The sequence below is a fragment of the Pseudomonas sp. B414 genome (genome assembly GCF_055408445.1).
Genome location: NZ_JBUZTQ010000021.1, coordinates 17,107 through 37,176, shown reverse-complemented (window position 1 = coordinate 37,176; position 20,070 = coordinate 17,107). Strand labels below are relative to the sequence as shown.

Genomic DNA, 20,070 nt, shown 5'->3' with positions numbered 1-20,070 from the left:
CAAAAAGGTTCAATCTGATTGCTCTGGCGTGGATAAATCGGCTTACCTGAGCGGCGGCGCTCTGCTAAAATGCGCCGCCTTATCTGTCCGTAGGCTGAACTGTGCCATTTACCTGGGTTGACTGGGCGATCGTTGCAATTATCGCCATCTCCGCTTTGATCAGCTTGAAGCGCGGCTTCGTAAAAGAAGCATTGTCGCTGTGCACCTGGATCATTGCCGGCGTCGTCGCCTGGATGTTCGGCGGTTCACTGTCTCAATATCTCTCCGGATACATCGAAACACCTTCCGCCCGGGTCATAGTCGGGTGCACCATCATGTTTGTCGCCACCCTTCTGGTAGGCGCAATGATCAATTTTCTTATCGGCGAACTGATTCGCGTCACCGGCCTGTCCGGGACCGATCGTTTTCTCGGCATGGCCTTCGGCGCTGCGCGTGGCGCATTGCTGGTGGTCATTGCGGTCGGGCTGTTGAGCCTGGGGCCGGTACAGCAAGACTCATGGTGGCAAGAGTCGCGGCTCGTGCCACAATTTCTATTGGTTGCCGACTGGTCCAAAAACCTCATTCTGGGGTGGAGCAGTCAGTGGCTGGCCAGCGGAATCAGCGTACCCGCTGACATTCCGTTCAAGGAGCACCTCTTGCCGGCTACCCAGCCCAAGTGAGTGGTGTTCAGTTCAGATCCATTAAGTAGGGGTTGCGTCGCATGTGTGGCATCGTCGGTATCGTCGGTAAGTCGAACGTCAATCAGGCGCTGTATGACGCGCTAACCGTCCTCCAGCACCGCGGCCAGGATGCTGCCGGTATTGTGACCAGCCATAATGGCCGGTTATTTCTGCGCAAGGACAACGGTCTGGTTCGTGACGTGTTTCATCAGCGTCACATGCAGCGTCTGGTCGGCAACGTGGGCATTGGTCACGTGCGCTATCCAACCGCTGGCAGCTCGACTTCAGCTGAAGCCCAGCCGTTTTATGTCAACTCGCCGTATGGCATCACCCTGGCGCATAACGGCAACCTGACCAACGTTGAGCAACTGGCCAAGGAGATTTACGAATCTGACTTGCGTCACGTCAACACCAACTCCGATTCGGAAGTGCTGCTCAACGTTTTCGCCCACGAACTGGCTCAGCGCGGCAAATTGCAGCCGACTGAAGAAGACGTGTTTGCTGCCGTTGCCGACGTGCACAACCGTTGCCGTGGCGGTTACGCCGTGGTGGCGATGATCACCGGTTACGGCATCGTCGGTTTCCGCGACCCGAACGGCATTCGCCCGATTGTCTTCGGCCAGCGTCATACCGACGAAGGCGTCGAGTACATGATCGCTTCCGAGAGCGTTTCCCTCGATGTGCTGGGCTTTACCCTGATTCGCGACCTCGCCCCGGGCGAAGCGGTGTACATCACTGAAGACGGCAAGCTGCACACCCGTCAGTGCGCGGTAAACCCGCAACTGACCCCGTGTATCTTCGAGCACGTGTACCTGGCGCGCCCGGATTCGATCATCGACGGTGTTTCGGTGTACAAGGCCCGTCTGCGCATGGGCGAGAAACTCGCCGAGAAAATCCTGCGCGAGCGTCCTGAGCACGACATCGACGTGGTTATCCCGATTCCGGACACCAGCCGCTGTGCTGCGCTGGAACTGGCCAACCACCTGGGCGTCAAGTTCCGCGAAGGCTTCGTGAAAAACCGTTACATCGGCCGTACCTTCATCATGCCGGGCCAGGCTGCACGTAAAAAATCCGTGCGCCAGAAGCTCAATGCCATTGAACTGGAATTCCGTGGCAAGAACGTGATGCTGGTGGACGACTCGATCGTGCGCGGCACCACCTGCAAGCAGATCATTCAGATGGCCCGCGAAGCCGGTGCCAAGAATGTCTACTTCTGCTCGGCGGCTCCGGCCGTTCGCTATCCGAATGTGTATGGCATCGACATGCCGAGCGCTCATGAGCTGATCGCACACAACCGCAGCACCCAGGAAGTGGCCGAGCTGATCGGCGCCGACTGGCTGATCTATCAGGACCTGCCTGATCTGATCGACGCAGTGGGTGGCGGCAAGATCAAGATTGACGCGTTCGATTGTGCGGTGTTTGATGGCAAGTACGTCACCGGTGATATCGACGACAACTATCTGGAGCGTATCGAGCGTGCGCGCAACGATGCGTCCAAGGTGGTTGCCCAGGGTGTGGGTGCCACCATCGGCATCTACAACAACTAAGATCTCACCAAACCGGCCCTGATGGGCCGGTTTGCATTTCTTCAGTAACAAGAAACCAATACAAAGCAAGGAGTGGGCAGCATGAGTCAGGATTGGGATGCAGGTCGGCTGGACAGCGACCTCGACGGCGTAGCGTTCGACACCCTGGCGGTGCGTGCTGGCCAGCACCGTACGCCAGAAGGCGAGCACGGCGATGCGATGTTCCTGACCTCCAGCTACGTGTTTCGCACGGCGGCTGACGCGGCAGCGCGGTTCTCGGGTGAGGTGGCAGGCAACGTTTACTCGCGTTACACCAACCCTACCGTTCGTGCTTTCGAAGAGCGCATTGCCGCCCTGGAAGGGGCAGAGCAGGCCGTGGCAACTGCCACCGGCATGGCAGCCATTCTGTCGGTGGTGATGAGCCTGTGCAGCGCTGGCGATCATATTCTGGTGTCGCGCAGCGTATTCGGTTCGACCATCAGCCTGTTTGAAAAGTACTTCAAGCGCTTTGGTGTGCAGGTCGATTACGTGCCATTGGCCGAACTTTCCGGCTGGGACGCGGCGATCAAGCCCAACACCAAACTGCTGTTTGTCGAGTCGCCATCCAATCCGCTGGCCGAGCTGGTAGACATTGCCGCACTGGCCGAAATCGCCCATGCCAAGGGCGCGCTGCTGGTGGTCGACAACTGTTTCTGTACGCCAGCCCTGCAGCAGCCATTGAAGCTGGGTGCGGATATCGTGGTGCATTCGGCCACCAAGTTCATCGACGGCCAGGGCCGTTGCATGGGCGGCGTGGTAGCCGGTCGTGGCGAGCTGATGAAAGAAATCGTCGGCTTCCTGCGCACCGCCGGGCCGACCCTGAGCCCGTTCAATGCCTGGATCTTCCTCAAGGGCCTGGAAACCCTCAACCTGCGCATGCGCGCTCACTGTGCCAGCGCCCAGGCCCTGGCCGAGTGGCTGGAGCAGCAGGACGGGGTTGAGAAAGTCCACTATGCCGGTCTCAAGAGCCATCCGCAGTACGAACTGGCGCAGCGTCAGCAGCGCGGCTTTGGTGCGGTGGTCAGCTTTGAGGTAAAGGGCGGCAAAGAGGGCGCCTGGCGCTTTATCGATGCAACCCGACTGATCTCGATTACCGCCAACCTGGGTGACAGCAAAACCACCATTACCCATCCGGCGACCACTTCCCACGGCCGCCTGGCGCCGCAAGAGCGTGAAGCGGCGGGTATTCGTGACAGCCTGATCCGCATTGCCGTGGGCCTGGAAGATGTGGCTGACCTGCAAGCCGACCTTGCACGAGGCCTGGCGGCGCTGTGACCGACTGGATACTCGAAACACCGATCAGCGGCAATGGCCGCGTAGCGCTGGTAACCGGCGCTGCGCGGGGCATTGGCCTGGGTATTGCGGCCTGGCTGGTCAGTGAAGGCTGGCAAGTGGTGTTGACCGACATTGACCGGGCCCGGGGCGCGAAAGTGGCCAAAGTGCTGGGTGACAATGCCTGGTTTGTGACCATGGATGTGTCGGTTGAGGCCGATGTCATCCAGTGTGTGGCGCAAGTCCTTGGCCAGTTCGGGCGCCTCGACGGGCTGGTGTGCAATGCCGCGATTGCCGACCCGCACAACATGACCCTGGAAAGCCTCGATCTGGAGCACTGGAATCGGGTCATGGCGGTCAACCTTACCGGGCCCATGTTGCTGGCCAAGCATTGTGCGCCGTACCTGCGTGCGCATTGCGGTTCGATCGTCAATCTGGCTTCCACCCGTGCCCGCCAGTCGGAGCCTGATACCGAGGCTTACGTGGCGAGCAAGGGTGGTTTGCTGGCGTTGACCCATGCCTTGGCCATCAGCCTTGGCCCGCAGATTCGGGTCAATGCGGTCAGTCCGGGCTGGATTGATGCCCGTGACCCCTCTGTGAGGCGTGCAGAGCCGCTGACAGATGCCGATCATGCCCAGCATCCGGCCGGCCGGGTAGGGGGCGTGGAAGACGTTGCAGCGATGGTTGCATGGTTGTTGTCACGTAATTCCGGTTTTGTCACAGGGCAGGAGTTTGTGGTTGACGGCGGTATGAGCAAGAAGATGATCTACGGCGAGTAAGCTTCGCTGCAGGTTGGTCACAATTTTTGCTTATTTTGAAAAAAACCAATCTTGTCCTTGACTTAGCTTCGTTAGATGCGTAAATTTCGCGGCCTCAACGAAGCAAAGGGTGATTAGCTCAGCTGGGAGAGCATCTGCCTTACAAGCAGAGGGTCGGCGGTTCGATCCCGTCATCACCCACCACTTCTTGAGATTCTCGCAAGAGAAAGGTCGTTCCGAAAGGAGCTGCCACCGACGCGCAGCGGTAGTTCAGTCGGTTAGAATACCGGCCTGTCACGCCGGGGGTCGCGGGTTCGAGTCCCGTCCGCTGCGCCATATTTGTACAAATCAGGTGCGCCTGGTTTGCGATTGAACAGCACCGAAGCTGATCAGTCACAGGTTTTAAAGTTTCAAACGGATGCAAGTCCGAGCGATACGCAGCGGTAGTTCAGTCGATTAGAATACCGGCCTGTCACGCCGGGGGTCGCGGGTTCGAGTCCCGTCCGCTGCGCCATATTTGCTTCAGGGCCCTTGAACTCCCTGAAGCTGCAAAGAAAGCGACCTTCGGGTCGCTTTTTTTGTGCCCGGGATTTGCCCTGCGGTGCTGCAAACTCGCTCCCTCAATAGCTCTGCAAACAGTCAGGCTTTATGGGCGACACAAAACCTGTGGGAGCAGGCTTGCCTGCGATGGCAGCAACGCGGTTTGCCAGACAGACCGCGCCGCCTGAATCGCGGGCAAGCCCGCTCCCACAATAATCCCCGCAAGCATCAAATTTGCGTGCGACACAATTCTTGTGTGGCTTGCCTGCGATGGCAGCAACGCGGTTTGCCAGACAGGCGAGCAAGCCCGCTCCCACAAGATCACGACTTGATGCACAATACGCCCCGTACCGTTCTCTTCAGGATCCTCAATGCTTATGTCATTCCCCGTGCGTGCCTTTGTAGTCGCCTTTGTGCTGGCTGGCCTCGCAGGTTGCTCGTCGAAGAAAACAGCCATCTATGAGCATGAAAACTTCGATGACTCCGGTACGTTCTCGCGCAACTACCCGGTGACCGACAAGGCTTCGTGCGAAGCCGCACGCCGCGCTTTGCTCAGCCAGGGCTATATCATCACCAGCAACGACCCGAAGATGATCAGCGGCCACAAGAGCTTCCAGCAAACCGGTGAAAGCCATCTGGAAATCAGCTTTAACATTGTCTGCGCCGACGATGGCGGCTCTGCGCATCACGCCACCATGTTTGCCAATGCGCTGCAGGACCGTTATGCACTGAAAAAAGTCAACAACTCGGCCAGTCTGGGGGTGGGTGTGCTGGGTTCGGTGTCGATGCCCATTGGCTCCACCGATGACTCCATGGTCAAGGTCGCCAGCGAGACGGTGTCTTCGCCGCAGTTCTATGACCGCTTCTTTGGCCTGGTCGAAGTGTTCCTGCCCAAGCCCAGGGAAGCAGAGAAGGCCGTGCATGTGCCGGAGCAACCCAAGCCTGACCTGGGCGTGCCTGAGCCTGCGCCGGTGAAGGCCGAGGTGGTTGTGCCTGCCCCTGAGCCGGTTATAGTGCCAACGCCTGTCGTGGCGCCTGTCAGCGAGCCGGTCGTGCCAGCGCCAGCTACTGAGCCCGTTGTCCCGGTTGAGGTCCCTGTGGCCCCTGTAACGGTGCCAGCAGTGGTTACGCCGGTGGTGCCTGTAGTCACTCCGGCAACCGAGCCTGCTATCACCCCTGTGCCTGCCGCCGTAGAGCCTTCCCCCGTTCAATAAATGTGCAGTAATTCGCAAAAGCTCTGCTACGTTTATCAATGAGTCTTGACAGTGTCCGTGAAGGTGTCATTTTTCCTTCATGTGGGCACTTTATGCTCAGGCAAGACTAAACAAACAGACTGAAAAAGGATGCTGCTATGGACGATTATCAGGAAGAACTGCTTGAGTATCAGGCCTATGAGCTGGACCCGCTGGACCCTGCCGACGACGCGACCGAGCTTTGAGCCCGGCATCGCTTCAGGCAGATTGGCGCTGACGCCGCCGGTACTCGCCCGGCGTCTGCGCATTCCAGCGCTTGAACGCTCGCTGAAACGCCTCGGCTGAGGCAAACCCCAATAAATATGCGATTTCGCCGAAGGCCAGTTCCGTGTCACGGATATAGGTCATGGCGAGGTCGCGCCGTGTGTCGTTGAGAATGGCGCGAAACTGCGTGCCTTCCTCGGTGAGCTTGCGGCGCAAGGTCCAGGTCGGCAGCTTCAGGCGTGCCGCCACTTCTTCCAGGTCAGGTTCACGACCACCATTGAGCAAAGGCCCGAGCAATTGCGTAATGCGTTCACGCAAGCTACGGGTGCGGGTCAGTTGCTCCAGTTCCCGCTCGCACAATTGCAGCAAATAGGCCCAGGTGCTGGGGCAGTGCTGCGGGTTGCGCAGGTCGAGGGTGGCGTGATTGAGGCGCAACTGGTTGGTCTCGGCACGAAAATGCAGCGCCGCACAACCCAGTTTGCTGTAGCGCAGAGCGTAATCCGGTTCGCTGAATTCGATATCGATCTGTTCACAGCTCAGGGGTTGAGCCGCGACCGCTGACAGGTGCTGCAACCAGCCGGCAATGATCGAGTCCACCACAAAACGGTTGTAGGCGTTATACGGGCTGATCGAATAAAACCGCAGCCAGGCACCCCGGGCATCTTCATGCAAACTCGATTGCCCGCGGTAGTTGGAGCCGTACAGTGGTTCAAAGCGAATCAGGGTGCGTGCCGCTTCGCGCACCGTGGGCGCCTGGGCTGCGGTGACACCGGCCAGCCCCACCTGGCTCAAACGGCTGAGCTGACCCATGCGCAGGCCCAGCGCCGGGTCGCCGGTCAGCATAATAGCGGCGTGGCCCAGGCGCATATAGCGCGGGATCGACAGACGTGCCAGCGGCTGGGCCAGGCGGGCCGCGTCCAGGCCGAACTGATCGAGCAGGGGCGCAGGGTCTTGCTCACAGCTGCGCACGGCGTCGGTCAGGGCCTGGACAAATCCGACCGAAAGATCGCCCAGACGCATCGGCAGCGGTTTCATGCCACTACAACCAGATATTCAGCAGGCGGGCGCCAGTAACGGGCTGATCCGGGCTGGTCTGGCCGTTACGGCTGACAAAGCCCTGGCCGGTGCTGTGCTTGTCCCAGAACTTGCCGCGCAGGAATACGGTGACACCCGCCTGGGCGGTGCTGCTGGGCAGGCTGCTGGTCAGGGTCAGGCGGTGCCAGGCGTCGCCTTCTGTGACTTCGCCGGGCTTGAGGCTGATTTCGCTGGGGGTCGATACGCTTTTGTAGCCGCCCCAAGGCTTGTCCCAGGTCGTCTTGCCGACAATAAACGCCGGTACGGCAATCAGTTGCGCGCCTTTTTCGTTGAGGGTGCGGTAATTCTCGGGGTACCAGCTATCGCTGCCGATCAGAATGCCCAGGCGCCCGGCCGGGGTGTCCACCACAGTCAACTCATGGTCGGGGCTGGGCTGGATATAGCTTTGTTCTTCGTAGGTAGGCAGCAACTGGCGTTGGGGAGTGCCCAGCGCTGCGCCCGTGCGGTCAAACACCACGCTGCTGTTGTACAGCGGGCCGCTGCCGGGCAGCAGTTTGCCGTTGTCGATACGCGGTTCGGGCAGGGCAATGCTGCCGGCCACCAGGGTCACGCCGAATTCCTTGGCCAGGCCGCCGAACAGGGTCTGGTAATCGGCTGCCATGTTACTGGCTTTCATGCGCAAGCGGGCATCGTTGGTCCGGCTTTCACCGTCGGCGCGCAGCCAGGCGCGGGTAAACGCCAGGGGGTTGCTGATGGCCAGCCAGTGCATCGCGTCATTAAGGTTGGCCGCTTGGTACAGCTCGTTTTTTTCACCGCGAAACATCAGCCAGGTGCCGATATGTTCGGGCAGCACCACGACGGTTTTATCGTTGACCAGGCCGGCATCGCGGGCAGTGTTGAGGTATGCCGCCAGCTTGCGGTGAATCAGCGCCAGGCTTTGAAAGTCGCGGGGGGACAGGTCGGGCTCGATGCCCAGCAGGTTGCCACGGTCGTTGTTGACGCCATCGTTAATGGCCAGCTCGATGCGCAGGTCAGACAGATAGTGGCCAACATCCCGTTGCGTGGTCCACCAGGCATAGCCACTGGCAGCGGCGAGAAGGGCAATCAGTAAGGTGCAGCCAATAAGTTTGCGCATAGAAATAGAACAGACAGCTTTCAGCGGAATTCAGCCTCTAGGGTAGGCCGCGCCTGCTGGCTTGCCAAGGGCTGCTGCGCATTCGGGTTAATAATTTGTAACTTTGGGTCATTGAGTGGGCTCGGTTGAGTCTTTACTGTGCCTCTTATTAAACGACGGGAGCCACAGAGCGTCCCGCGTTCCGTGATTTAGCCCGTTGTGGAGCTTACCGATGACTGCCACTCACTACCCGCACTTACTCGCCCCGCTGGACCTGGGCTTTACCACGTTGCGCAACCGCAGCCTGATGGGCTCGATGCACACCGGCCTGGAAGAAAAGCCCGGTGGTTTCGAGCGTATGGCCGCCTACTTTGCCGAGCGCGCCAGGGGCGGGGTTGGCCTGATCGTCACCGGCGGCATTGCGCCCAACGACGAGGGTGGTGTGTACAGCGGCGCAGCCAAGCTGAGCACGGTTGAAGAGGCCGAAAAGCATGTGGTCGTCACTCAGGCGGTGCACGATGCCGGCGGCAAGATCTGCCTGCAGATCCTCCACGCCGGGCGTTATGCCTACAGCCCTCGCCAGGTGGCGCCGAGTGCGATCCAGGCACCGATCAACCCGTTCAAGCCCAAGGAACTGGACGAAGAGGGCATCGAAAAACAGATCAGTGATTTCGTGACCTGCGCCAGACTGGCGCAAAGTGCCGGTTATGACGGCGTCGAGATCATGGGGTCGGAAGGCTATCTGATTAACCAGTTCCTGGCTGCGCACACCAACCAGCGCACCGACCGCTGGGGTGGCAGCTACGCAAACCGCATGCGCCTGCCGGTGGAAATCGTGCGCCGCGTGCGCGAAGCCGTAGGCCCGAACTTCATTATTATCTATCGTCTGTCGATGCTCGACCTGGTGGCAGGCGGCAGCGTCTGGGAAGAGGTCGTGCAACTGGCCAAGGCGGTCGAATCGGCCGGTGCAACCCTTATCAACACCGGGATCGGCTGGCACGAAGCGCGTATTCCGACCATCGCCACCAAGGTGCCGCGCGGCGCGTTCAGCAAGGTCACGGCCAAGTTGCGAGGTTCGGTGAGTGTGCCGCTGATCACCACCAACCGGATCAACACCCCGGAAATTGCCGAGCAGATCCTGGCTGATGGTGATGCCGATATGGTGTCGATGGCTCGTCCGTTTCTGGCCGATCCGGAGTTCGTCAACAAGGCAGCGGCGGGGCGCAGTGATGAGATCAACACCTGCATCGGCTGCAACCAGGCCTGCCTGGACCATACCTTTGGCGGCAAACTGACCAGTTGCCTGGTCAACCCTCGTGCCTGTCATGAGACCGAACTTAACTACCTGCCGACCATTGCCGTGAAAAAAATTGCCGTGGTCGGTGCCGGGCCTGCCGGGCTGTCGGCTGCCACTGTAGCGGCGGAGCGCGGGCATGAGGTGATGCTGTTTGACTCGGCCAGCGAGATCGGCGGCCAGTTCAATGTGGCCAAGCGTGTGCCGGGCAAGGAAGAGTTTTTTGAAACCCTGCGTTACTTCAAGCGCAAGCTGCAAACCACAGGTGTTGAGGTATGTTTGAACACCCGTGTGGATGTGCAGCAACTGGTTGAAGGGCAGTTTGACGAAATTATTCTGGCTACCGGGATTGCGCCGCGTACCCCGGCGATTGCGGGCATCGATAATCCCAAGGTGTTGAGCTATCTGGACGTGATCCTGCAGCGCAAGCCGGTGGGTAACAAGGTGGCGGTGATTGGCGCGGGCGGGATTGGTTTTGATGTGTCCGAGTTTCTGGTGCACCAGGGTGTATCTACCAGCCAGGATCGCGAAGCATTCTGGAAGGAGTGGGGCATCGATACCGAGCTTGAAGCTCGCGGCGGCGTTGCCGGGATCAAGCCCGAGGTGCATGCACCTGCGCGTGAGGTGTACCTATTGCAGCGCAAGGCCAGCAAGGTGGGTGACGGGCTGGGTAAAACCACTGGCTGGATTCATCGCGCGGGGCTGAAAAACAAGCAGGTGCAGATGCTTAACAGCGTTGAATACCTGAGCATTGATGATGCCGGTTTGCATGTTCGGATTGGTGAGGGTGAGCCGCAGCTGTTGGCGGTGGACAATATTGTGATTTGTGCCGGGCAGGACCCGTTGCGTGAATTGCATGATGGGCTGGTTGAAGCCGGGCAGAGCGTGCATTTGATCGGTGGTGCGGATGTGGCAGCTGAGCTGGATGCCAAGCGTGCGATCAATCAGGGGTCGAGATTGGCGGCGCAACTCTAAGCGCACGGCCTGCTCCCACAGGTTTTGTGGCACCCACAAATTCAAGCTTGGCAGGGAACATTGTGGGAGCGAGCCTGCTCGCGATGCAGGCGGTGAGGTTTGTCTGAAGCACCGCGGTGATGCCATCGCAGGCAAGCCTGCTCCCACAGGTTTTGTGGCACCCACAAAATTCAAACTTGGCAGGGAATATTGTGGGAGCGAGCCTGCTCGCGATGCAGGCGGTGAGGTTTACCTGAACACCGCGGTGATGCCATCGCAGGCAAGCCTGCTCCCACAGGTTTTGTGGCACCCACAAAATTCAGACCTTGCCGGGATCATTATGTGGGAGCGAGCCTGCTCGCGATGCAGGCGGTGAGGTTTACCTGAACACCGCGCTGATGCCATCGCAGGCAAGCCTGCTCCCACAGGTTTTGTGGCACCTACAAAATTCAAGCTTGGCAGGGAACATTGTGGGTGCGAGCCTGCTCGCGATGCAGGCGGTGAGGTTTACCTGAACACCGCGGTGATGCCATCGCAGGCAAGCCTGCTCCCACAGGTTTTGTGGCGCCCACAAAATTCAAACTTGGCAGGGAACATTGTGGGAGCGAGCCTGCTCGCGATGCAGGCGGTGAGGTTTGTCTGAAGCACCGCAGTGATGCCATCGCAGGCAAGCCTGCTCCCACAGTTTTGTGGCACCTACAAAATTCAAGCTTGGCAGGGAACATTGTGGGAGCGAGCCTGCTCGCGATGCAGGCAGTGAGGTTTGCCTGAAGCACCGCAGTGATGCCATCGCAGGCAAGCCTGCTCCCACAGTTTTGTGGCACCTACAAAATTCAAGCTTGGCAGGGAACATTGTGGGAGCGAGACTGCTCGCGATGCAGGCGGTGAGGTTTGCCTGAAGCACCGCAGTGATGCCATCGCAGGCAAGCCAGCCCTGTTGTCAGTGCACGATCTGCGCTAAAAACGCCTTGGCCCGCGGGCTTTTCGGGGCGTTGAAGAAGTCTTCCGGCGGCGAATCCTCGATCACCATACCGCCATCCAGGAACAACACGCGCTCGGCCACCTGACGCGCAAAGCCCATTTCGTGAGTCACGCACATCATGGTCATGCCACTCCCGGCCAGATTGACCATCACGTCCAGCACTTCGCTGACCATTTCCGGGTCCAGCGCTGAAGTCGGCTCGTCAAACAGCATGATCTTCGGCTCCATGCACAGCGCCCGGGCGATCGCCACGCGCTGTTGCTGTCCGCCCGAAAGCTGGCTCGGGTACTTGTCCGCCTGGCTGGCAATGCCCACCTTGGTCAAAAAATGCTGCGCCAGTTCAATGGCTTTTTTGCGCGACATACCACGCACCGACATCGGCGCCAGGATGCAGTTGTCGATCACGCTCATATGCGGGAATAGATTGAAATGCTGGAACACCATGCCGATTTCACTGCGCACTTTCGCCGCTTCACGGGTCGGCAGTGACAGGTCGGTGTCGTTGATCAGGATACGACCCTGCTCGGCAATTTCCAGGCGGTTGATGCAGCGGATCAGCGTCGATTTGCCGGAGCCGGACGGGCCACACAGCACGATACGTTCGCCTTCGCGCACTTTCAGGTCGATGCCCTTGAGCACGTGAAAGGCGCTGTAGTATTTGTTCAGCCCAGTGATATCCACCACCACCTTGCGGGTGTCGGTGACTGGCGACACAGGGTGTACGTAAGCAGGTTGTGCGTGCATGGTGTGTCTCCAGTTATCAGTGAAAACGCTCGGCGCTATACGGCGCAGGGTCGGTGAACGGTTTTTCGCCGGTCATCATTTCGGCCAGCAGGCGGCCGCTGACCGGGCCCAGGGTCAGGCCGTGGTGGGCATGCCCGAAGTTGAACCACAGGCCCTTGTGGCGGCTGCCAGGGCCGATCACCGGGCACATGTCCGGCAGGCACGGGCGACGCCCCAGCCAGGGCTCGGCATCGACCCGCTCGCCCAGCGGATACAGACGCTGGGCGCGCTCTTCGCAGCGGCGCAGCTGGATTTCGTTGATCGGGTCATCGCTGTCGGCAAATTCGATCCCGGTGGTCAGACGGATACCGCCCACCATGGGAGCCAACACATAACCACCCACCGAATCGAGGATCGGGTGTTGCATGGTCTGGCCGTCCTTGGCCGCGTAATGCATGTGGTAGCCGCGCTTGATGGCCAGCGGGATGCGATAACCCAGCGGCTCGAAAATCTGCCGTGCTTGCGGCCCCAGGGCAACCACCACTTCAGTGCCGACAATCAGGCCCTTCTGGCTTTCCACCTGCCATTGCCCGGCGGTTGCCCGCAGGCTGGCGGCATCGCCGGTGACAAAGGTGCCGCCGCGCTTGATAAACAGCTCGGCATAGCCGCGGGTCAGGCCCCCTGGATCGCTGACGGTCTTGGGGTCGAGCCAGTGGATGCCGCCGATCACATCGCTGTGCAAACCCGGTTCCAGGGCGTGAACTTGCTGCTCACCGAGCACCCGGTAGTTGAGCTTGTATTCGCTCAGGCCTGCCGCATCGCGCTGGGCCTTGTCGAAGTCGGCCTGGGTGCGATAGACCTCGATCCAGCCGCTGTCGTCGATCAGCGCAGTAACCCCTGCAGGCTCGGCCAGCAGGTCGTGTTCGCTGACGCATTTTTCAATCAGCGGCAGCATGGCCCGGGTGGCCTTGGCCAGTTGTTGCGGGCCGGACTGCTGCCAGTACTTCAATAGCCACGCCCCGGCTTTAGGCAGGTGCTTGAGGCTGTAGCGCACATCTGATTGCTGGTTGAGGCCATAGCGCAGCAGGCGCGCGATTTCCCGCGGGAACGAGTAGGGGATAACGCTGGCACGCTCGATCAGCCCGGCATTGCCATGGCTGGTGCCGCTGCCCGGCTGGGCGCGGTCGAGCAGCACAACGTTGCGCCCGCGAGCCTGGAGTTGCAACGCGGTACTGACGCCGACGATGCCGGCTCCCAGAACGATAGTGTCGCAGTGCATAAACAAATCCTTAAATCGGGGGCCGTGTTTGCAGCCCGAATAATGGGCTTATTGCAGATGGCGGCCGAGGCGGCCTTCGATCAGCTTCAGGCTGCGCCGCACCACTTCCACGATCAGCAGGTAGAGCACGGCGGCCCACAGGTAGATCTGGAAGTCGAAGCTGCGCGAGAACGCCATCTTGGTCACGCCCATCAGGTCGTAAATGGTCACCAGCGAGGCAATGGCACTGGCCTTGATCATCAGGATCAGTTCATTGCCCAGCGGGCCGATGGCCACCAGCAGCGATTGCGGCAGGATGATTTTGCGAAAGGCCGTCCAGCGCGACAGGTTCAGGGCCTTGCAGGCTTCACGCTGGCCCTGGGCCACAGACAGGATGCTGCCGCGCAGGATCTCGGCCTGGTACGCTGCCGTGTTGAGGGTAAAGGCCAGCAAGGTGCAGAACCAGGCGTCGCGGAAAAACCACCACAAGCCCACGTCCTGCCAGAAGCCCTTGAACGAACCCAGGCCGTAATACAGCAAAAACAGTTGCGCCAGCAGCGGCGAGCCACGGAAAAAGTACACATAGGCGCCGGTAAAGCTGCGCAAAAAGCGGTTGCTCGATAACCGGCCCAGGGCAATCAGCAAGCCCAGCACAGCACCGAGAGTGAAGGAGATCGCCACCAGCTTGCCGGTCACCAGCAACCCGTCGATAAAGCGCGGGCCGTAGCGTTCCAGCAGGTCGGGGTTGAGAAACATGTTTTGCAGTTCCGCCAGGCTCATGGCTGCGCGCTCCGTTGATGGCGGCTGAAGTAGCGTTCAAGGAAGCTGAACAGCCGCCCGGAAATCGCCGAGAAAAACAGATAGCCCAGGCACGCGACGCTGTAGAACAGCATCGGGTCTTTGGTCACGCTGACCGCCAGGTTGGTCTGGCGCATCAGGTCCACCAGGGAGATGGTCGACACCAGCGAAGTATCCTTGAGCAGCGACAGCCAGTTGTTCGACAGGCCGGGCAGGGCGATGCGTGCCAGTTGTGGCAGCACCACCTTGCGGAATGTGGTGAATTTGCTCAGGCCCAGCGCCGAGGCGGCTTCGAACTGGCCCTTGGGAATGGTTTTGAACGCGCCCAGCCAGATCTCACTGGAGAAGGCGGCAAATACCAGGCTGAAGGCAACCATCGCGGCCACGAAGGTATTGATCGTGACCTGCGCATCGTAACCCATCATGGCGAGGATTTTTTGCGCGGCGATCTGGCAGCCGTAGTAAATGATCAGCAGCGTCAGCAGTTCCGGCAAACCACGGAATACCGTGGAGAAGGTGGTTGCCCACGCCCGCACCCAGCGGTTTTTCGAGCGCGCCGCCACGGCCACGGCCAGGCCCAGGGGCAAGCCGATGGGCAGGCAGCTCAAGGCCAGGGCAATGGTCACCATGGCACCGGCGAGCAATGCCGAGCCCCAGCCGCCACTGGCGAAAGAAAGAAGTGAGAGTTGATCGAGCATGCTCGAATCCCCGGGCAAAATTGGGCCGAAATTCAGCCGCTGCGCACCTTTTGGGCGCAGGGCAGGGTTATAGGCAGGGAAGCCCTCAAACGAGGGCAGGCGACTCAGTAAATGTCGAAGTCGAAGTACTTGCTGGAGATCTTTTTATAGGTGCCGTCAGCGACGATTTCATCCAGTGCCTTATTAAAGCGCTCGCGCAGTACCGTGTCGCTCTGGCGCACGGCAATCGCCGCATCGGCATTGGTGCCGTCGACGTCACCGATGATCTTGCAGCAGTCGTCACTGGCCTTGTTGATCCATTCCAGCAGCGGGAATTTGTCGGCAATCACGGCATCGACGCGACCGTTTTTCAGCTCGGCATTGGCCTCGTCCAGGGTCGGGTAGAGGTTAAGCTTGGCCCCGGCTTTCTCGTAGTGATCTTCGGCGTAAATGCCCTGGGTTGCAGCACCCTGGGCACCGATGGTGCGGCCCTTGAAGTTGATCTGGGCATCGGTGATATCAGAGTCTTTGGGTACGGCGATCGACAGCGGGGTGCGGTAGTAGTGATTGGTGAACGCGATTTTCTTTTTGCGTTCATCGGTCACGATCATCGACGCCACGATGGCATCGTACTTTTTCGCCATCAGCCCGGGGATGATGCCGTCCCAGTCCTGGGCAACAATCTTGCATTGCGCGTTCATGCGTTCGCACAGGGCATTGGTGATATCGACGTCAAAGCCCGATACCGTGCCGTCCGAATTGGTGGTGTTGAAGGGAGGGTAGGCGCCTTCGGTGGCGATAGTCAGCGTATCGGCGTGAGCGTTGGCTGCAACGGCGGCCACCAGTGCACATGCACTTGCAAAGCGAATGACGTATTTCATCTAGCACCTCGTTTTATTGTTTTGATCCGGGTGAGGATGTGTAACCCACGAACTCATTGTGTAAGGCCGCGGTCGCCTCAAGACGCTTCTCAACGTCAGGTCCCAGTTGTTTGCACACTTCATTGATCAACAAATGCACCAGCGACAGCATCGCCGAGGTGGATTCCCAGAACAGGTTGAACTCGGTGGGCACGCGAAACACTTCATTGGCGCCCTGCTCGGCCCAGTCGCAGAAGGTGTCGGTGATCAGCGTGACCTCAATGCCGGCCTCACGCGCCTTGCGGCACAGCAACTGGGCGTGACGCGAATAACGGCGGGCCTCAAATACCACCAGCGCGCAGTCTTCGGCCGGGCACAGCAGCACATCGGCGTAATGCCCGGCGGCGCCGTCCACCCGTTGCACGCCATCGCGCAGGTATTGCAGCAAGTGCACCATGGAGTCGGCGATGCCGCGCTCGGTCTGGAACCCTGCGACAAACACCTTGCGCCGCGTGGCCAAGCGCTGGCTGACAGCGCGCCATTGCGGGGTAAGGCTGTATTCGTACACCTTGACCAGCGCGCCGACTTCCAGCTCAAAGCTGCGCGGCAATGCCTGCGGGCTCTGGCTCGACTGCTGGCGGAATTCTTGCAGGCGATCACCGACCAGCCACGGGCCATCGCCCAGGTCGTCCTTGAGATCGTTTTTCAGGTCTTTGAAATGGCTGTAACCCAGCGAGCGACAAAAGCGCCCGACACTGGATTCGCTGACCCCCAGTTTGCTGGCGATATCAGCGGCGGTCTGAAAGGGCAGCTCGTAAAGATTGGCCAGCATGTAGCTGGCAATCGCCCGGCCCGAAGGGGCGGCGGTTGACAGACTGCTTTCTAGGCGTTGTTTAATCGGCTGGCTCACGACTGCTTTCCTGTTTTTATTTCAGCGCGTTGCAGAAAGTGAATGTTTTCTGTCATTAAGTCAACAATTGACAGAGAACTGTCATAACCGGATAGTTTGCCTCAGACAAAAATAATCAGATTGGAGCGCCAGAATGTCTTCCACGCAGTCGCTTTCCCTCGCCGAATTGACCGCCTTGCTGCAACGGATTTTCGAGCGTCATGGCACCTCGCCAGAGGTTGCTCGGGTATTGGCCGATAACTGCGCCCGAGCCCAGCGTGATGGTTCCTACAGTCATGGTGTGTTCCGGATTGCGGGTTATCTGTCGTCATTGGCCAGCAACTGGGTTAACGGTCAGGCCGTGCCGGTGGTTGAAGACGTGGCTTCGGGCTTTATCCGCGTGGATGCGGCCGGTGGCTTTGCCCAGCCGGCGCTGGCGGCGGCGCGAGAACTGCTGGTGGAAAAAGCCCGCAGCGCCGGGATCGCGGTACTGGCGATTCGCAATTCCCATCACTTTGCTGCGCTATGGCCCGATGTCGAGCCATTTGCCGAGGAAGGCCTGGTGGCCCTGAGCGTGGTCAACAGCATGACCTGCGTGGTGCCCCATGGTGCGCAAAAGCCTCTGTTTGGCACCAACCCGATTGCCTTTGCCGCGCCGCGTGCAGATGGCCACCCGATTGTCTTCGACCTGGCCACCAGCGCCATTGCCCATGGTGATGTGCAAATTGCGGCGCGCAAGGGCCACTCGCTGCCGGCGGGCATGGGAGTGGACAAGCAGGGTGAGCCGACTGAAGACCCGAAAGCCATACTCGACGGGGGTGCCTTGCTGCCCTTTGGCGGGCACAAGGGCTCGGCACTGTCGATGATGGTCGAACTGCTGGCGGCGGCCCTGACTGGCGGTAATTTCTCGTTTGAGTTTGACTGGTCGCAACACCCGGGTGCGCAAACCCCGTGGACCGGGCAATTGCTGATCGTGATCGACCCGAGCAAATCCGGCGGCAACAGCTTTGCCCAGCGTAGCGCTGAACTGGTGCGGCAGATGCATGCGGTTGGGCTTGAGCGCATGCCGGGTGATCGGCGCTTTATCGAACGGGCCAAATCGGTGAATGAAGGCATCCCGTTGGCAGTTGAAGAGCTGGCCAGATTGCGTGAACTGGCGGGCTAACCTGAACACCGCAAAAGCTCTGGGAGCAGGCTTGCCTGCATCGCGAGCAAGCTCGCTCCCACCTCACAACGCCAAAAACTGCCGGATTAAATTGGGTGTACACCCTGTCCAGCGTTTCAGCGCCCGGCGAAAATTCGCCGGGTCGTTGAAGTTCAGGTGCTCGGCAACCGCCTCGTGGCTCAAACCCTTGATCTGGTACAGGTACAGCGCCATATGCTTGCGCGCCTGGTCCTGCTGGGCCTGAAAATGCGTGCCGTGCTTGTTCAGCTTGCGCTTGAGGGTGGCCTGGCTCATTGAAAAATGCTGCGCCGCCTGTTCAAGGCCGGGTGCCTGTTGCGCATTGTTGCGCAGGTACACATACAGCCGGTCAAGCAGGCTGGTGCGGAACCCCAACTCGTGCAACTGCTCCTGGGCCTGCTGATAAGCCACCTGCCGGGCTATCGCCGAGGCGCTGGGCCAGGGCCGGGTCAGGTATTCCCGGGGCAGGCGCATCATGTCCAGTTGGCAACCGAACTGGCTGTTCTCGCCCAGATGCACCCAGTACTGCTCCACATACCGCGGCTCGGCATGGCTGAAGCAGCACTCCCACGGCAGGCGTTCGCCGCTGAGCCACTGACTCATGGCCTTAAGTGCCGTCATGCTGGCCTCCAGCACAAAACGCAATTGCTCCCGGGCACCGCAACTGTCGAGCCAGTACACATAGGCGTATTTGTCGTCCAGCAACAAGCGTGGGGTCAGCAAGGGGCTTAGCAAGGCGCGGTGATGGATCAGGGTTTCCAGGGCCTGCCCCAGATTTTGCGCTTGCTGCAGGGCATGGCTTGCCGGGCCGTAATGCCCCGGCCACAGGCGTTGGCCAAACAGAAAACTGCTGTCATCGGCTTCGAGCAGACGCTGCGCATTACCGATCAGGGCAAAGCATTGCTGCGGACTGAGGCGGGTTTGCCCGGCGACAATATCGTCGTAAAACAAGCCGGTGCCGCGCAGCAGGCGATGGCTGTCGATATCCCGGGACAACGCCAGGTCAATCAGGGTTGCGGGCTGATAATGCCCGGCAATAAAACGGCTGTCGGCTTCGTACCAGCGGGTATTGAGCGTCATGCGCGTTTGCTCCGTGGCGGCTTGGCCCGTGCCAGTGCCAGGTTCAGGCGCTTGAGCAGCTCATCAGGCGCTTCATGGACGACCATGATCACGGCGGTACTGGCCAGCAAATGCACCCGCTCGCCATGTTGCCGGGTTTTGTGGGCCAGGCTTTGCACGGCCTGTTGCAGCTCCAGTGCCAGCAATCTGGCCTGGCTCTCGCCGGTATTGGGCAGCAGCACCACAAAGCGGTCACCGGCCAACCGGCAGAGCAGGTCATGACGGCGCAGGTTGAGCAGCAGCAACTGGCTAAGGGCTTGCAGCACGGCATCACCTTCGCCATGGCCGTAGTGCTGGTTAATCGCGGCAAAATCGTCTATATCCAGCGCCAGCAGGGACAGCGGCTGTTGCTGTTGCACACTGTGCGCCAGGCAGTCGCTGACCTGGCGCTTGAGGTATTCGGCACCGCCCAGTGGCGTGAGCTTGTCGAACAGACGGTGCTCGCGGAATACCCGCTCGCGTTTCTCCATTTGCTGGTTGATGGCCTGTTGTTCGCGGTGCCAGTGGAACAGGCCGATGGTCAACAGGATCATGCCGACAGGCATGGGGCCTGACTCCAGCCAGTGGTTCCAGTGCAGGTGTTTGGGCAGGCGAATAAATTCGTCGAGCACATCCATCCACCAGGAGAAAAACATAAAGCACAGGCCGCTGGCCAGGTAGTTGGTCACCCGCCCGGTGGGCCGGCTTTTAAGCACCAGCCCCAGCCAGAACAGCATAAACAGGGCGGTGCCGCCTTCACCGAAAATATCCAGCCAGTGCCATTCGCTGAAGGCTTTGGGGGTGCCGAAGGCCAGGTTCAGCAGCACGCCGATATTGGCCGCCAGCACCAGCAATAACAGTTTCCAGCGATGGTGTTTAAGTACGTTTAACCAGGTCATGAAATATCTGCCGAAAGCGATTGCCGGTCAGCACAACAGAGCTGTGTGACAGCTG

Annotated in this window: 17 protein-coding genes and 3 tRNA genes; 10 read left to right on the top strand and 10 right to left on the bottom strand. The window is 59.9% G+C overall.

All coding sequences use genetic code 11. From position 1 onward, the window contains the following. Nucleotides 1-101: 101 nt before the first annotated feature. From ACZRMH_RS17340 to ACZRMH_RS17305, 8 genes are all read left to right on the top strand, one after another. Nucleotides 102-659 carry a CvpA family protein gene (locus tag ACZRMH_RS17340; RefSeq protein WP_095036715.1) on the top strand — a complete coding sequence of 186 codons (558 nt, stop codon included), beginning with the start codon at nt 102-104 and terminating at the stop codon, nt 657-659. Nucleotides 660-700: 41 nt separating this feature from the next. Then, the gene (purF, locus tag ACZRMH_RS17335; protein ID WP_464014470.1) at nt 701-2,206 is read left to right on the top strand and encodes an amidophosphoribosyltransferase; all 1,506 of its coding nucleotides are present in this window, start codon (nt 701-703) and stop codon (nt 2,204-2,206) included. Nucleotides 2,207-2,287: 81 nt separating this feature from the next. Then, nucleotides 2,288-3,499 carry an O-succinylhomoserine sulfhydrylase gene (locus ACZRMH_RS17330; protein WP_464014469.1) on the top strand — a complete coding sequence of 404 codons (1,212 nt, stop codon included), beginning with the start codon at nt 2,288-2,290 and terminating at the stop codon, nt 3,497-3,499. Next, the gene (locus tag ACZRMH_RS17325; protein ID WP_464014468.1) at nt 3,496-4,275 is read left to right on the top strand and encodes an SDR family oxidoreductase; all 780 of its coding nucleotides are present in this window, start codon (nt 3,496-3,498) and stop codon (nt 4,273-4,275) included. The genes ACZRMH_RS17330 and ACZRMH_RS17325 overlap by 4 nt, the downstream gene beginning before the upstream one ends. 107 nt (nt 4,276-4,382) lie before the next feature. Beyond that, nucleotides 4,383-4,458 (top strand) — tRNA-Val (locus ACZRMH_RS17320). Nucleotides 4,459-4,513: 55 nt separating this feature from the next. Next, nucleotides 4,514-4,590 (top strand) — tRNA-Asp (locus ACZRMH_RS17315). A 101-nt stretch (nt 4,591-4,691) separates the two neighbouring features. Further along, nucleotides 4,692-4,768: transfer RNA gene (locus ACZRMH_RS17310), tRNA-Asp, on the top strand. 397 nt (nt 4,769-5,165) lie between these two features. Further along, on the top strand, nt 5,166-6,008 hold the full coding sequence (locus tag ACZRMH_RS17305) for a DUF2242 domain-containing protein (RefSeq protein ID WP_464014467.1): 843 nt from the start codon (nt 5,166-5,168) through the stop codon (nt 6,006-6,008). 237 nt (nt 6,009-6,245) lie between these two features. Here the strand turns inward: ACZRMH_RS17305 and ACZRMH_RS17300 are convergent, their stop codons facing one another. Further along, a complete protein-coding gene (locus ACZRMH_RS17300; RefSeq protein WP_464014466.1) occupies nt 6,246-7,286 on the bottom strand; it encodes an AraC family transcriptional regulator in 1,041 nt (346 codons plus the stop codon). Nucleotides 7,287-7,290: 4 nt separating this feature from the next. After that, a complete protein-coding gene (locus ACZRMH_RS17295; protein WP_464014465.1) occupies nt 7,291-8,421 on the bottom strand; it encodes a carbon-nitrogen hydrolase family protein in 1,131 nt (376 codons plus the stop codon). A 211-nt stretch (nt 8,422-8,632) separates the two neighbouring features. On the opposite strand from ACZRMH_RS17295, the gene ACZRMH_RS17290 reads away from it, so the two are divergent. Further along, on the top strand, nt 8,633-10,669 hold the full coding sequence (locus ACZRMH_RS17290; RefSeq protein ID WP_464014464.1) for a 2,4-dienoyl-CoA reductase FMN-binding domain-containing protein: 2,037 nt from the start codon (nt 8,633-8,635) through the stop codon (nt 10,667-10,669). Between the two features lie 919 nt (nt 10,670-11,588). Here the strand turns inward: ACZRMH_RS17290 and ACZRMH_RS17285 are convergent. The 6 genes from ACZRMH_RS17285 to ACZRMH_RS17260 form a co-directional block, all read right to left on the bottom strand. Next, nucleotides 11,589-12,374 carry an amino acid ABC transporter ATP-binding protein gene (locus ACZRMH_RS17285; RefSeq protein WP_464014463.1) on the bottom strand — a complete coding sequence of 262 codons (786 nt, stop codon included), beginning with the start codon at nt 12,372-12,374 and terminating at the stop codon, nt 11,589-11,591. A gap of 16 nt (nt 12,375-12,390) precedes the next feature. Then, on the bottom strand, nt 12,391-13,632 hold the full coding sequence (locus tag ACZRMH_RS17280; RefSeq protein ID WP_464014462.1) for an NAD(P)/FAD-dependent oxidoreductase: 1,242 nt from the start codon (nt 13,630-13,632) through the stop codon (nt 12,391-12,393). A 48-nt stretch (nt 13,633-13,680) separates the two neighbouring features. Beyond that, a complete protein-coding gene (locus ACZRMH_RS17275; RefSeq protein ID WP_464014461.1) occupies nt 13,681-14,391 on the bottom strand; it encodes an ABC transporter permease in 711 nt (236 codons plus the stop codon). Next, nucleotides 14,388-15,107 carry an ABC transporter permease gene (locus ACZRMH_RS17270; RefSeq protein WP_261741935.1) on the bottom strand — a complete coding sequence of 240 codons (720 nt, stop codon included), beginning with the start codon at nt 15,105-15,107 and terminating at the stop codon, nt 14,388-14,390. Before ACZRMH_RS17270 ends, ACZRMH_RS17275 begins: the two co-directional genes overlap by 4 nt. Nucleotides 15,108-15,211: 104 nt before the next feature. Then, complete coding sequence (locus tag ACZRMH_RS17265; RefSeq protein ID WP_261741936.1) at nt 15,212-15,967, bottom strand: transporter substrate-binding domain-containing protein; 756 nt, start codon at nt 15,965-15,967, stop codon at nt 15,212-15,214. A 13-nt stretch (nt 15,968-15,980) separates the two neighbouring features. Next, nucleotides 15,981-16,856 carry a MurR/RpiR family transcriptional regulator gene (locus tag ACZRMH_RS17260; RefSeq protein ID WP_464014460.1) on the bottom strand — a complete coding sequence of 292 codons (876 nt, stop codon included), beginning with the start codon at nt 16,854-16,856 and terminating at the stop codon, nt 15,981-15,983. A 133-nt stretch (nt 16,857-16,989) separates the two neighbouring features. Between ACZRMH_RS17260 and ACZRMH_RS17255 the strand changes: the two genes are divergently transcribed. Further along, nucleotides 16,990-18,000 (top strand): Ldh family oxidoreductase, encoded by a 1,011-nt coding sequence (locus ACZRMH_RS17255; RefSeq protein ID WP_464014459.1) that lies wholly within the window; start codon nt 16,990-16,992, stop codon nt 17,998-18,000. 63 nt (nt 18,001-18,063) lie between these two features. On the opposite strand, the gene ACZRMH_RS17250 is transcribed toward ACZRMH_RS17255, so the two are convergent. Both ACZRMH_RS17250 and ACZRMH_RS17245 read right to left on the bottom strand, forming a co-directional pair. Continuing rightward, nucleotides 18,064-19,098, bottom strand: coding sequence for an AraC family transcriptional regulator (locus tag ACZRMH_RS17250; RefSeq protein WP_464014458.1), 1,035 nt, complete (start codon nt 19,096-19,098; stop codon nt 18,064-18,066). Further along, entirely contained in the window at nt 19,095-20,015 is a 921-nt protein-coding gene (locus tag ACZRMH_RS17245; RefSeq protein WP_464014457.1) for a GGDEF domain-containing protein, read from the bottom strand. Before ACZRMH_RS17245 ends, ACZRMH_RS17250 begins: the two co-directional genes overlap by 4 nt. Nucleotides 20,016-20,070: the final 55 nt, after the last annotated feature.